The following is a 13406-nucleotide window of genomic DNA, read 5'->3' as shown; positions in this document are numbered from 1 at the left end:
CTCCGTGTCGATAGAAAAGGAAAGCGCCGGGCATGAGTGTTCATGACCGACGCGTGCCATCCATCCTGCGTGACGCAGGTCAGCGGTCGTTGCGACCCCGGCTGAAGCCGGAGTCGAAGCCCCGCTCGTAGGCGCCCTGCGCGAAGTGGGCGAAGTGCGCGCGGCCGTGGCCGTGGTGGCCGTGGTGGCCGTGGTGGCCGTGCTGTCCGACGCCGTGCCCGTGTCCGACGCCGTGTCCGTGCCCGTGTCCGTGCCCATGGCGGTGTCCGAAGCGGCGGTGCCGTCCGTGTCCGCGGGGGAGCGGTTTCTCTTCGTCCCAGCCGAATGCGCGAGCAAGCTGTTCGAGCGTGGCCAGGGTGGTCGCAAGATCTTCGGCGGGCACCGCGTCAGTGACCTTCGCGCGGATGCCGTCGACGATGCTGCCGAGGCGATCCTTGGCCGTGCGCCCTTCTTCGGTCAGGGCCCAGCTGCCGTCGGCATCCGACACCCAGCCGCGCTCGATGAGTAGGCCGAGTTTGTGTTCGGGCAACGGGCGCTCGCTCTTGCGGCGACCGGCCGGAACCGTGCCGTCGACGATGTTCAGCAGTCGCCATTCACGACGCGTGATGCCCTCTGACTCGAAGGCTCTGGCGAACTCGGCTGTCATGAGGCGATCGACGGCATTGAGCCAGAACCCGAATGGGCGGGAGTTTTCATCAGTGTTCATGGTGTCCATGAGTGAATCCTTTTGTTTGTAATATGACATGTGTATGTATTGTGACATGCAGTGGGGATGCATGTCAAGTGGCATGTAAGGTCGAGGTGTGAGCAACCAGGATCCCGACCCCGCCGAAGCCATCGCCCAGGCGCTGTCTCGCTTGCGAGGGCGGCGCCCACACGGCAAAGCACCGCACGGCATGCGCGATCACAGCGGCCCCCACGACCAGCACGAGCACGGCCAGCATCCGCACGACCAGCGCACGCACGGCGAGCATGCCGAGCATGCCGGACACGGACACCGCGGTGGCCGTGGATTCGGCCCGCCGCCGTGGGCGGGTGGTCACGGACCGCGCTTCGGCGGCCCCGCACTCGTGCGAATGCTGGATGCGCTCTCCGCAGCATCCGCGCCGCTCAGCGTCAGCGCGCTGGGCGAGGCGATCGGCGTCGACCAGCCGCGCGCATCCCGGCTCGTCCAACAGGGTGTGCAACGCGGACTCGTGCTGCGCGAAGCCGATCCCGATGACGCGAGACGCACACGGATCGCGCTCACCGATGAAGGGCGACGCATCGCGCGTGGCGTGCGGGGCGAGAGACGTGAGGCGCTGGGTCGTGCCCTGGAGACCTTTTCCGACGAGGAGAGCCGAGAACTCGCGCGTCTACTCAACAAACTCGCCGACAACTGGTCGGTATGAAGGAGACGGCCCGATGACTACACCCCAGACGCGCCCGCGTCGTCCCCAGCGTCCGCAGATCGTGCTCGAGGTGATCGAGCGAATTCAGCTCACCCCGCATATGGTCCGTATCGTCGCGGGCGGGCCCGGGATCGCTGTGGTGGAGGATGCTGGATACACCGACGCCTACTCGAAGATGCTCTTCGCCCACCCGGAGACCGACCTCACGCCGCCCTACGACCTCGCGGCGCTGCGCGCCGAGCTGCCGATCGAGCAGATGCCTTCGCAGCGCACGTATACGATCCGCCGGTTCGACCTGACTGGCGGCCGGCTCTGGATCGACTTCGTCGTGCACGGCGCAGACGGTGTGGCCGGGCCATGGGCTGATGCGGCACAACCGGGCGATGTGGTTGTTCTCGGCGGGATCGGTGGCGGATATGCCCCCGACCCCGATGCTGACTGGCACCTGCTCGCCGGTGATGACGCTGCGCTGCCGGCGATCGCTGCCGCGCTGGAAGCCATGCCTGCGCAAGCCGAGGGCGTCGTGCTGCTGGAGGTAGACAGCGCTGCCGATCAACTCGAGCTCACCGCACCCGCCGGCTTTGAAATCGTGTGGTTGCACCGCGAAGGACAGCAAGCCGGAACGACCACGCTGCTCGCCGACGCGGTGCGCGAAGTGGAGTGGCGCAGCGGACGCGTGCAGGTGTTCGCACACGGAGAGCGCGGCGCCATGAAATCGCTGCGGCCCTATCTGACCGACGAGCGCGGACTCGACCGCACCCAGCTTTCACTCTCGGCCTACTGGGCATATGGGCGCCAGGAGGAAGCCTTCCAAGCGGAGAAGCGCGAGGCCGTCGGGCAGATCTGAACCGTTTGGACCTCAGCTGACCCGGCTCGCCTTGACCGGAAGCAGCAGCAGGAACCCGGCCAGCAGCACGAGCATGATGCCGAGGATTCCGAACGCGGTCGACCCGGTCAGCACGATCAGCAGTGCCCACGCTCCCGACGCCATCCAGCTAGCTGCGCGCCCGGTCGTGGCGTAGAGGCCGAAGATCTCTCCTTCGCGTCCGGCCGGAGTCACACGTGCCAGGAACGACCGCGACGCAGCCTGGGCGGGGCCGACGAACGCGCAGAGGATGAGTCCGCCGATCCAGAAAACGATGGTGCCAGCATCCACCAGGAAGAACACTGCCAGACCGGCGACGATCATCGACGCGAGCGCGAACAGAATGATGCGCTTTGGGCCGTACCGGTCATCGAGGCGGCCGGCGAGGATCGTCGAAATCCCGGCGATGAGATTCGCGGCGATGCCGAAGATCACGAGTTCAAGGAACTCGAAGCCGAACACCAGGTTGGCGATCACCGCGCCGAAGGCGAAGACGCCGCCCAATCCGTCGCGGAACACGGCGCTGGAGAGCAGGAACCAGAACGTGGTCCGCGTCTCCGTGTTGCGGTACAGGCCGATGACGTCTTTCACCAGCAGTACGTACGACTGGAAGAATCCGACCTTGCGCTCCGGGCGTCCGAGTGACGGCTCCGGCACATTCAGGAAGATCGGGATGCTGAAGATGATCGCCCAGATGGCGCAGCCTACGGCGATCAGACGGAACGGCAGACCGTTCTCGGTAGCGAGGCCGAACCAGTCCGCCATGAAGAACACCACGACGAGCACGAGCGCGATGATTCCGCCGATGTACCCGAATCCCCAGCCGAGACCCGAGACCTTGCCGACCGTCTTCGGGTTAGCGATCCCGATCAGCATTGCGTTGGAGTTCACCGCGGCGATCTCGCCGAACACCGACCCGGCCGAGATCAGTGCGACGCCCAGCCAGAACAGTGTCGGGGTCGGTTCGACGAACCACAGTCCGAACATGCAGAGGATGAGGGCCCCCGTGCCGATTCCGAGCCACAGCTTCTGGCGGCCCGCAGCATCCGCTCGCTGTCCGAGAACGGGTGCGACCAGGAGGATGGCGAGGCCGGCGATGGTCGAACCGAGCCCGAGGCCGGAGGCGAGGCCTGCTTCGGCGGCGGTGCGGATCGGGTCGCCCGTGTCGAGGGCTGCGATGTCTGCCGGCAGGAAGGCGTCGGTGGTCAGATAGAGCGCCGTGAAGATGAACGTCAGGATTACGGTGTTGAACGGCTGCGTCGCCCAATCCCACAGCGCCCACGAGTAGACCTGTTTCTTCGGGGCGGGCGTGTCGCCGCGCAGGTTCAGGCCGATCACGGCAACAGCGCCCGTATTGGCGGTCGCCTCGGGGGTGGCGACATCGTCATTGTCAGAAGCACTCATGATCGCAGTCTGGCCAATGCCGGTGAACGGAGGGTAGCGGCGCGCCGTAGCGGCCCCGCGTCAGCGCTCGTCGTCATCGCGTACGGGGATGTCGTTGTCCTCCGCATCCTTCAGCCGACCCGCCGTGTAGTGATCTCCCTCGCGGAGCGCCGCCAGCAGTGACTGCGGGATCTCGCGGAACGCCGGAACGGAGACCGCGTCGCCGGATGCTTTCCGCTTCAGAACATGGTGGAAGAGGATGTTCAGCGCCAGAGCGGCGATCGTCGTCGAACTGATCGCCGAGTTGAAGATCACCGTGAACCAATCCGGGAAGCCGGAGTAGATATCGGGCTTCACCAGCGGCAGCAGGCCGAAGCCCAGCGCGACAGCAACGATGATGAGGTTCAGGCTGTCGCGGTAGTCGACCTTCGCGAGCGTCGCGATACCGCTGGCCGCCACCGAACCGAACAGGACGATGCCGACGCCGCCCAGCACGGGTGTCGGGATGGCGGCGACGACGCGGCCGAGCACGGGCAACAGGCCGAGGATGACCAGGATCACACCGCCCGCGGCGACCACGAACCGGCTTTTGACCTTCGTGATCGCGACCAGGCCGATGTTCTGCGCGAATGCGGTCTGCGTGAACGAGTTGAAAATCGGCGAGACGGCGCTTGCGAGCATGTCGGCCCGCAGTCCCGCCGCGATGCGCTTTGAGTTGACCTTCGTGCCGACGACCTCACTGACCGCCAGCAGGTCCGCGGTCGTCTCCGTGAACGTCACCAGCACGACGATGAGCATCGAGATGATGGCGGCGATATCGAACGTCGGCATCCCGAATGCGAATGGCGTCGGCAGGGCAACGATCGGTCCCTCCGCGACGGTCGAGAAATCGGCGACTCCGATCACAGTGGCAAAGATGGTGCCGAGTACGAGGGCGATGAGGATGCTCAGACGCGAGATCGTCGCCGAACCGAACTTCGACAGCACAATGACCAGCAGCAGTGTGAGAGCGGCGAGCCCGATGTTTCCCACCGAGCCGTAGTCCGCCGCGGTGTCATCGCCGCCCATCGCCCACCCTGCCGCGACCGGCAGCAGCGACAGGCCCACGGCGGCGATGACAGACCCGGTGACCACGGGCGGGAAGAACCGCACGATCATCGCGAACGCCGGAGCCAGCACCAGCCCGATCACGGAGGAGACGAGCACAGCGCCCATAACCGCCGGCATCCCGCCCTCGCCCATGATCGCGATCATCGTCGCGACGCCCGAGAATGACACGCCCTGCACGAGCGGCAGCTTCGAACCGAAGAACGGCACGCCCAGCGTCTGCAGCAGCGTCGCGAGTCCGCCGATGAACAGGGCGCAGGCGACCAGCATCCCGATCTCAGCCTGATTCATGCCGCCGGCCTGCCCCATCACGAGCGGCGGTGCGATGATTCCGCCGTACATGGTCAGCACATGCTGCAGCCCGTAGGCGAAGCTCGGGCCGATGCCCAGCTTCTCGTCTTCGGGGCGGGTGGCGGTGGTCTTCGAGCTGTTCTTCGAACTGGTCATCGGGGGGAGAGCGCCTTCGGAAGGGGACGGATCGACATCTGAGAGTATCGCGAGCGCGGGAGCGGCCACGTGCCGGGTCATCCGAATGATGCCGCCATCAGTTCGGCGAACAGGTATTCGGCGTCGCACTCCACCCGATGCCGGGCGAACCAGTCGCAGATGTTCACGCAGTCCCGGTGCAGCAGATCGAGTCCCTGCGGGTTTGCGATGACGTCGACGATCTGCGGCACATCGATCGCCCAGACCCTGCCATCGTGAACGAGCAGGTTGTAGGCGGACAGGTCGCCGTGCGCGAACCCGGCCCTGGCGAACAGGTGCATGATCTCGACGATCTGGTTGAAGTAGTCCGTCAGAGCGCGCCGGTCGCCGCGCACCTGGGCCAGTCTGGGCGCTGCGGTGGCGCCGGATCCGATGAACTCCATCAGCACCTCGGTGCCGTTCACCTGCACGGGATACGGAACCGGAGCACCGAGCTGCCACATGCGGCTCAGTGCGCTGAACTCGGCGAACGACCATTGCGCCGCGGCGATTTCCCGGCCGAAGGTCGATTTCTTCGCCATCGCACGCGAATCGCGTGAGCTCTGCACGCGTCGCCCCTCGGTGTAGACGGTCGATCGGTGGAAGGAGCGATGCTCCTCGCCGCGGTAGCGCTTCGCGACCAACAGGGTGCGCTGCGACAGGTCACCGGGGACGGCGCGCTCCAACAGATACGCGTCGGCCTCCTTGCCGGTCTTGAGGATGCCGAGTTCCGTGTCGAGCGCGCCCGCGCTCGTCACGACCCAAGCGGGCCTCGGGTCGGGTCCGCGTTCGGATGGGGTGACAGCCGGCCAGGTCGACCAGCGCTGGTTCTCACCGGGGTCGACATCGGCGAAGGCGAGATTCTGGGAAAAGGGGGATACGTCGAATGACGCGGAGGGATCAGTCACGGTGGTTGCTCCGGGAAAGGAGACCACGCGCGGATCAGGAGCGGGTGGCCTCGAAGGGAAGAGTATCGGCGAGAAGCGCGACAGAGACAGTGGACATCTCGTGCTCCTTCCGCTCGGCTCTTCCGGGGCGTTCCCGGTGTGATGAAAAAACACTAGCAGTGTCATGCGCTCCTGTTGAACACCTCTGTCGCGGCCGTGCGGTCACGGCCACGGCTACGCCGGACGATCGGTCGGATGCTGCGGACGCGTGGTCGGGTGAGGCATCCGCGTTGCTGACAACGTTGAATCATGACCGTCACCGCTCCTGTCCCCATCCCCGCCGCCGAGCGCATCAGATACGGTGCGCTCATCGTGGTGATGCTGCTGAGCTTCCTGCTGGTCACGGCCGAGTTCCTGCCCAACGGCATGCTCACAGAGATTGCGGACGGGCTCGGCATCACGCCAGGGCAAGCCGGACAGATGGTCACCATCACGGCACTCGTCGGTCTCTTCGTGGCACCCACCGTCGGGATGGTGTTTCCCCGGGTGGATCGACGCACACTTCTGGTCTGGATGGCGCTCGCCGCGGCCGCATCCAATCTCATCGTCGCCGTATCGCCGAACCTGCTCATCATCCTTCTCGCACGCTTCCTGCTCGGCGCAGCCTTGAGTACGTTCTGGTCGATGTCGATCACGGTCGCCGTGCGCATCGCCGGGCCGGAACGGCTGGGACGCGCGGTGATGTTCACCTCTGCGGGCACGTCGCTGGCGACTGTTGCAGGTGTGCCCGTCGGCGTCATGCTGGGCGAGATGATGGACTGGCGCGCAGTGTTCGCGCTCACCGGAATCGTCACGGGTCTGCTTGCGATCGCGCTCGGCACAATGCTTCCGCCGGTTCCTCCCGCGCAGGTGTCAAGCTTCGGGCTGCTTCTGGACACGATCCGTCGCCCGGGTGTGGCTCTGGGGCTGACCGGACACATCTTCGTCGTGCTGGGGCATTTCCTCGCCTACACCTACATCCGTCTTGCTCTGGAGCGGGTACCGGAGGTCGACGGCGGAACGATCGTGATGTTGCTCGCCGTCTTCGGTATCGGCGGCCTGATCGGCAACGTCGCCATCGGCGTGATCATCGACCGGACATTCCGAACGCTCGCTGTGGTGGCGCCAGCTGTGATCGCGGTGGCGGTCGGCGCGACCATCGTGCTGTCGGACTCCGTGCTCGGCGTCGGGATCGCTGTGTTCGTCTGGGGCTTCTTCCTCGCCTCCTGGCTGCTCGTGGTCAACACCTGGGTCGGGCATCGGATGCCGGATCGCCTAGAAGCGGGCGGAAGCCTCGTCGTCGTTGGATTCCAGGCGGCGATCATGGTCGCGGCCGGGGTCGGCGGGATCCTCGTCGACAGTGTTGGTGTGGAGCCGTCGTATGCGCTGGGCGTTATAGCCCTGGTGATTGGTGCGGTGCTGTTCGGGCTCTCGAACCGCGCGCGTGGGTGATGTGTGGGAGCGCTACGGGTCAGTTGCGGTTCAGTGGCGGCTCACAACTCCTGAAGAACTGCGCGCTGCGCGTCGGATTCGGCCCGTTTCGGGAGACCCGGGCCGATTCTTCAGGAGTTGTGCGCGCCGGACCCGGCCCGGTGGGCTCCGAACATTCCCCGGGCTAGGGAAGGCTACGCCGAAACCAGATCGCGGCTGACGCGCCAGGCGGACGGGGTCATCCCCGTCGCACGCCGGAACGCGCGGCTGAATCCTTCGTCCGAACCGTAACCGAGGTTCCGTGATGTCTCCGAAACGGAGTGGCCAGCCTCCAGCATCCGCTTCGCCGACTGCATGCGCACCTCGGTGACATAGCTCACCGGCGAGCGGCCGAGCGCTGTGTGAAAGCGTTCGGCGAAGACCGACCGTGACATCGCGCCGATGCCGGCTAGGGCCTCGACCGTCCACTCGCGTCCTGGCTGGTCATGGATGGCGTCGATCACGCGGTCGAGGAACGGATCGTTCGAGCGGGACGGCCAGCCCGTGGGGGCGCAGCCGTTTTCGGCCCAGGCGCGGATGACCGACAGGAGCACCGTCGTTGTCATCAGGCGGCAGATGACGGGGTCGCCCGAGCGCAGCGGGCAATCGTCCGACTCGGCGGGACCGAGATTTCGCGCGAGCGCTGCCGCAGCCGGTTCGAGGCCGGCGAAGTCGGTGACGGTGACGAACTCGGGCAGTACGGTGCTCAGTGTGCTTGCTGTTTCGGACAACTGCAGCTCCGCAATCATCAGGGACGCGCCGTGCTCGGACTGCAGGGCAACCGATCGGCGTCCCAGGGTGAGGAAGGCGTCGCCTTCTCCGAGTACCTCGCGCTCGCGACCGGGTGAGAGCGCGACGGCTGATGATGCGCGGTCGACATCGAATGAGCATGCCTGCGCCAGCGGCGGTTGCCCGGAGACACTGCCTGCGGACACGAACACGAGCCAGATCGCTCCGGATGCCAGCGGCGCGATGCCTCCTGCATCCAACTGCACCCGTCGTGCCGCGCCCAGGCGCACGTCAATCGACGAGAGCACCCTCTCAAGAGCATCCGCGTCGATTGTCGTCATGCTCAGAGGCAACCGTGCGGTGTTGGCGGCTATTCCTCACTGTTCGGAGGAACGAGGTTCACAGCCGGCACCATCCGCTGTGCTTGGTGGCAGCTGCAGGAATGTAGCGTGGAGGGACACCCCAACATAAGGAGCGCGATGTTCCGCACGCCTGCCAGTCTTTACCGCGTCCTCGCGATCGCCGAGGCGATCACCTGGACCATTCTCATCTCGGCGTTGATCGCCCGTGCCGTCGGGGCTCCGGGCATCGTGGTCACGATCGGTGGGGGCATCCACGGTTTCGTATTCCTCGCCTACGGTGCGACGGCGATTCTTGTGGCCTTTAACCAGCGGTGGTCGATCGGCCTCGGTGTGCTCGCCGTCGTCAGTGCCGTCGTGCCCTATGCGACGATCCCGATGGAGATCTGGCTGCACCGCAAGGGTCGGTTGCAGGGGGATTGGCGTCTTGAGGCGAGCGACCACCCGCAGGACCGCACCTGGTACGACCGGACGATGCGCTGGTTCCTGCGCCACGCGTGGGTGCTCGTGGCGCTCATCGCCGTCGCTGTAGTTGCGCTGTACGTGATCCTGCTGACGATCGGTCCTCCCGGCGGGAAGTAAGCGCCTGAAGCGGACTTGAGTCGCCTCGTATCAACTTCGCTTTGACAGTATCCGCCGTCGGGAGTACAGTTGAGCCATCGCGACTCAGGTTTGCTGATTCGCTCACAGAACTTCACTAACGAACTTCAACTCAGAAGGAGAAAACACATGGCACGTGCTGTTGGAATCGACCTCGGAACGACGAACTCCGTTGTCAGCGTCCTCGAGGGTGGCGAGCCGAAGGTCATCGCCAACGCCGAGGGTTTCCGCACCACCCCGTCGGTGGTCGCGTACACGAAGGACGGCGAGATTCTCGTCGGCGAGACCGCGAAGCGTCAGGCTGTCACGAACGTTGACCGCACCGTTGCATCCGTCAAGCGTCACATGGGCACCGACTGGGGCTTCGACGTCGACGGCAAGAAGTGGACGCCGCAGGAGATCTCCGCGCGCATCCTCATGAAGCTCAAGCGCGACGCCGAATCCTACCTCGGCGACACAGTGACGGATGCTGTGGTCACTGTTCCCGCGTACTTCAACGACGCCGAGCGTCAGGCTACGAAGGAAGCCGGCGAGATCGCCGGACTCAACGTCCTGCGCATCATCAATGAGCCCACCGCTGCGGCCCTCGCCTACGGCCTCGACCGTGGCAAGGAGGACGAGCTCATCCTCGTCTTCGACCTCGGTGGCGGAACCTTCGACGTCTCGCTGCTCGAAGTGGGCAAGGACGACGACTTCTCCACCATTCAGGTGCGCTCCACCTCCGGTGACAACCGCCTCGGCGGTGACGACTGGGACCAGCGCCTGGTCGACCACCTCATCAAGCAGTTCAAGGACACCAGCGGTGTCGACGTATCGGGTGACAAGATCGCGCTGCAGCGTCTGAAGGAAGCAGCCGAGCAGGCCAAGAAGGAGCTGTCGAGCTCGACCAGCACCTCCATCAACTTGCCGTACCTGTCGCTGACCGACTCCGGCCCCGTGTCGCTGTCCGAGACGATCACCCGCGCCAAGTTCGAGGACCTCACCAAGGACCTCCTCGACCGCACGAAGAAGCCGTTCGAAGACGTCATCCGCGAGGCGAACATCAAGGTCAGCGAGATCGACCACATCGTGCTCGTCGGTGGATCGACCCGTATGCCTGCTGTTGCTGAGCTCGTCAAGCGCGAAACCGGCAAGGAAGCAAACAAGGGCGTGAACCCGGATGAGGTCGTCGCCGTCGGCGCCGCGCTCCAGGCCGGCGTCCTCAAGGGCGAGCGCAAGGACGTTCTCCTCATCGACGTCACCCCGCTGAGCCTCGGCATCGAGACCAAGGGCGGACGCATGACCAAGCTCATCGACCGCAACACCGCGATCCCGACCAAGCGCAGCGAGACCTTCACCACGGCAGATGACAACCAGCCGTCTGTGGCGATCCAGGTCTTCCAGGGCGAGCGCGAGTTCACCCGCGACAACAAGCCGCTCGGCACGTTCGAGCTCACCGGAATCGCTCCGGCGCCGCGGGGCATCCCGCAGGTCGAGGTCACGTTCGACATCGACGCCAACGGCATCGTGCACGTGTCCGCGAAGGACAAGGGCACCGGCAAGGAGCAGTCGATGACGATCACCGGCGGCTCGTCGCTGTCGAAGGAAGACATCGAGCGCATGGTCCGCGAGGCCGAGGAGAACGCCGCCGAGGACAAGAAGCGCGCGGAAGCTCTCGAGCAGCGCAACCAGGCCGAGACGCTCTCGTACTCGATCGAGAAGCTCATCAAGGAGAACGAGGACAAGCTTCCCGCCGATGTTAAGGACGAAGTCCAGGCCGACGTCGACGCTCTGAAGGCGGCTTTGGCCGGCGAAGACGATGACGCCGTCAAGGTGGCCTTCGACAAGCTGAACGAGTCGCAGGGCAAGCTCGGCGAAGCGATCTACGCTCAGTCGCAGGCGGATGCCGCGGCCGGCGAGTCCGCTGACGGCGAGGCCGGTGAGTCTGACGCCTCCGCCGAGGAGGATGTCGTCGACGCCGAGGTCATCGACGACGAGGACGAGGAAAAGAAGTAACCATGAAGGATAAGAACTTCGACGAGAACGGCGAGGTTCGTCCTGAGGACGAGGGGTCGGATGCTGCGGCATCCGGCCCCGCGTCGCAGGAGAACCCGGACTCCGCTGACGCGGCTGCCGCTGAGGGTTCGGATGATTCGATCATCGACTCGGACGACGAACTGACGGTCGACGACATCCTCGGTGCCGATCAGACCGGCGAGGCTGCTGCGGAAGACGCGGTCCTGGCAGATCTGGAAACAACTCTGCTGAACGACCTCAAGCGGCTGCAGGCTGAGTACGCCAACTATCGTCGGCGTACGGAAGAGCAGCGTCAGGTCGAGATCGAGCGCGCGAAGGGGGAGGCCGCCAAGGGGCTGCTCCCGGTGCTCGACGATTTCGATCGCGCAGCGCAGCACGGTGATCTGGTGGAGGGCACCCCCTTTGCTGTGATCGGCGAGAAGATTCGCGCGGTCGTCGAGCGACTGGGCGTGGTTGCCTACGGTGCGAAGGGCGAGGAGTTCGACCCCCAGCACCACGAGGCGATCTTCCAGCAGCCGACTCCGGGTGCCGAGTCATCCACGATCCTCGAGGTCGTCGAGGTGGGCTACCGCCTTGGTGATGTCGAGTTGCGCCCGGCGAAGGTCGTCGTCGCCGTCCCCGCGGAGTAGGAGACCTATGGCCAGCCAGGATTGGTTCGATAAGGACTTCTATAAGACGCTCGGCGTCGCCAAAGACGTCAGCGATGCGGATCTGAAGAAGACGTATCGCAAGCTCGCGCGCAAGCATCACCCGGACTCCAATCAGGGTGATGCCAAAGCCGAGGCGAAGTTCAAGGAGGTCAGCGAGGCGTACTCGGTGCTCTCCGACGCGGAGCAGCGCAAGGAGTACGACGAGATCCGGGCGATGGGCTCGGGCGCCCGTTTCACTTCAGGCGGCGCGGGCGCCGGCGGCGGCTTCGAGGACGTGTTCAGCCGATTCGGCCAGGGCGGCCGCGGTCAGAGCAACGCTGACTTTGAGGACATCTTCGCGATGTTCAATCAGGGTCAGCCGCAGGGCGGATCGTTCGGAAACGGACGCTTCGGCCAGACCAGCGGCGGGTTCCGCGGCTTCGGGGGACCTCAGAAGGGTTCCGATGTCACGGCGCGCACGACGCTCGACTTCGCCACCGCTGTGCAGGGTGAGACCATCTCGCTGCAGGGCGAGGACGGCAAGCCGTTCAAGGTGAAGATCCCTGCCGGTGTCGCTGACGGACAGAAGATTCGTCTGCGCGGTCGGGGTCGACCCTCGCCGGACGGCGGGGAAACGGGTGACATCGTCGTGACGATCAAGGTGCGCTCGCATCCGGTCTTCACGCGTGACGGCCTAAACCTGCGAGTGACGGTCCCGGTGACCTTCACCGAGGCGACGCTGGGGGCGACGATCGAGGTGCCCACTCTGGGCGGCGACATCGTCAAGCTCCGGGTGGCACCGGGCACGCCGTCCGGTCGTGTGTTGCGTGTCAAGGGACGCGGAGTCCAGACCTCGAAAGGCACCGGTGACCTGCTCGCCGAGCTGCAGGTCGCCGTCCCGACCCACCTCGACGACGCAGCCAAGGAAGCGCTGCTCGCCTTCCAAGCGGCGGAGCCGAAAGAGAACCCGCGCGCGGAGATGATGGCAAAGGCCCAGGCCTGATGATGACGAGTTCGAACTGCGGAGGTGATCATGATGGTCGAGGATGAAGACGCCCCGATCTTCGCGATCGCCGTCGCAGCCGAACTCGCCGCGATGCATCCGCAGACGTTGCGCCAGTACGACCGCATCGGACTGGTCATTCCCGGGCGCACCCGTGGCGGCTCGCGTCGTTATTCTGCACGCAACATCCAGCAGCTGCGTGAGGTTGCGCGCCTCAGTGCCGAGGGCATGAGCCTTCCGGCGATCGCACGCCTGCTCGATCTCGAGGATGAGGTGCGGATGCTGCGCAGCCGAGTCGTCGAGCTCGAGACGTCGCTGCGGGCGGAACGCGAGAACCGTCCGGGTGTGCGAGTCTTCGCTGCGGGGGCCGGCGGTGTCATTCCGGTTCTCAGCGGTCGCCGCATCCGCCGGTCCACCGATGTGGTGCTGTGGCGCCCCGGCGGGCGCACCGAGAGCTGAGGCT

Annotated in this window: 13 protein-coding genes; 8 read left to right on the top strand and 5 right to left on the bottom strand. The window is 65.5% G+C overall.

Annotated features, from left to right (window positions below; all coding sequences use genetic code 11):
* Positions 1-79 precede the first annotated feature (79 nt).
* Positions 80-715 (bottom strand): hypothetical protein, encoded by a 636-nt coding sequence (locus ACSU1L_RS07115; RefSeq protein WP_439255246.1) that lies wholly within the window; start codon positions 713-715, stop codon positions 80-82.
* Between the two features lie 88 nt (positions 716-803).
* On the opposite strand from ACSU1L_RS07115, the gene ACSU1L_RS07110 reads away from it, so the two are divergent.
* Both ACSU1L_RS07110 and ACSU1L_RS07105 read left to right on the top strand, forming a co-directional pair.
* Complete coding sequence (locus tag ACSU1L_RS07110; protein WP_439255245.1) at positions 804-1391, top strand: MarR family winged helix-turn-helix transcriptional regulator; 588 nt, start codon at positions 804-806, stop codon at positions 1389-1391.
* A 13-nt stretch (positions 1392-1404) separates the two neighbouring features.
* On the top strand, positions 1405-2238 hold the full coding sequence (locus tag ACSU1L_RS07105; RefSeq protein ID WP_439255244.1) for a siderophore-interacting protein: 834 nt from the start codon (positions 1405-1407) through the stop codon (positions 2236-2238).
* A gap of 12 nt (positions 2239-2250) precedes the next feature.
* Here ACSU1L_RS07105 and ACSU1L_RS07100 read toward each other — a convergent pair whose 3' ends face one another.
* From ACSU1L_RS07100 to ACSU1L_RS07090, 3 genes are all read right to left on the bottom strand, one after another.
* Complete coding sequence (locus ACSU1L_RS07100; RefSeq protein ID WP_439255243.1) at positions 2251-3660, bottom strand: MFS transporter; 1410 nt, start codon at positions 3658-3660, stop codon at positions 2251-2253.
* Positions 3661-3720: 60 nt separating this feature from the next.
* The gene (locus tag ACSU1L_RS07095; RefSeq protein WP_439255242.1) at positions 3721-5193 is read right to left on the bottom strand and encodes a nucleobase:cation symporter-2 family protein; all 1473 of its coding nucleotides are present in this window, start codon (positions 5191-5193) and stop codon (positions 3721-3723) included.
* Positions 5194-5270: 77 nt separating this feature from the next.
* Positions 5271-6119: a serine protein kinase RIO gene (locus ACSU1L_RS07090; RefSeq protein WP_439255241.1), complete on the bottom strand. Its 849-nt coding sequence runs from the start codon at positions 6117-6119 to the stop codon at positions 5271-5273.
* A 288-nt stretch (positions 6120-6407) separates the two neighbouring features.
* Between ACSU1L_RS07090 and ACSU1L_RS07085 the strand changes: the two genes are divergently transcribed.
* Positions 6408-7589: an MFS transporter gene (locus ACSU1L_RS07085; RefSeq protein WP_439255240.1), complete on the top strand. Its 1182-nt coding sequence runs from the start codon at positions 6408-6410 to the stop codon at positions 7587-7589.
* A 173-nt stretch (positions 7590-7762) separates the two neighbouring features.
* Here ACSU1L_RS07085 and ACSU1L_RS07080 read toward each other — a convergent pair whose 3' ends face one another.
* The gene (locus ACSU1L_RS07080; RefSeq protein ID WP_439255239.1) at positions 7763-8677 is read right to left on the bottom strand and encodes a helix-turn-helix transcriptional regulator; all 915 of its coding nucleotides are present in this window, start codon (positions 8675-8677) and stop codon (positions 7763-7765) included.
* A gap of 138 nt (positions 8678-8815) precedes the next feature.
* Here ACSU1L_RS07080 and ACSU1L_RS07075 point away from each other — a divergent pair, with 138 nt between their 5' ends.
* From ACSU1L_RS07075 to ACSU1L_RS07055, 5 genes are all read left to right on the top strand, one after another.
* Positions 8816-9277: a DUF3817 domain-containing protein gene (locus ACSU1L_RS07075; protein WP_439255238.1), complete on the top strand. Its 462-nt coding sequence runs from the start codon at positions 8816-8818 to the stop codon at positions 9275-9277.
* Positions 9278-9424: 147 nt separating this feature from the next.
* Positions 9425-11290: a molecular chaperone DnaK gene (dnaK, locus tag ACSU1L_RS07070; RefSeq protein ID WP_439255237.1), complete on the top strand. Its 1866-nt coding sequence runs from the start codon at positions 9425-9427 to the stop codon at positions 11288-11290.
* A 2-nt stretch (positions 11291-11292) separates the two neighbouring features.
* The gene (gene grpE, locus ACSU1L_RS07065) at positions 11293-11940 is read left to right on the top strand and encodes a nucleotide exchange factor GrpE (RefSeq protein ID WP_438253914.1); all 648 of its coding nucleotides are present in this window, start codon (positions 11293-11295) and stop codon (positions 11938-11940) included.
* 7 nt (positions 11941-11947) lie between these two features.
* Positions 11948-12943 carry a DnaJ C-terminal domain-containing protein gene (locus ACSU1L_RS07060; protein ID WP_439255236.1) on the top strand — a complete coding sequence of 332 codons (996 nt, stop codon included), beginning with the start codon at positions 11948-11950 and terminating at the stop codon, positions 12941-12943.
* 30 nt (positions 12944-12973) lie between these two features.
* Complete coding sequence (locus tag ACSU1L_RS07055) at positions 12974-13402, top strand: heat shock protein transcriptional repressor HspR (RefSeq protein WP_439255235.1); 429 nt, start codon at positions 12974-12976, stop codon at positions 13400-13402.
* The last annotated feature ends 4 nt before the right edge of the window (positions 13403-13406 follow it).

It is taken from the genome of Microbacterium sp. A94, assembly GCF_051842855.1.
Lineage (GTDB): Bacteria > Actinomycetota > Actinomycetes > Actinomycetales > Microbacteriaceae > Microbacterium.
The sequence above is the reverse complement of the archived record's forward strand: the minus strand, read 5'-3'. Positions and strand labels throughout refer to the sequence as shown.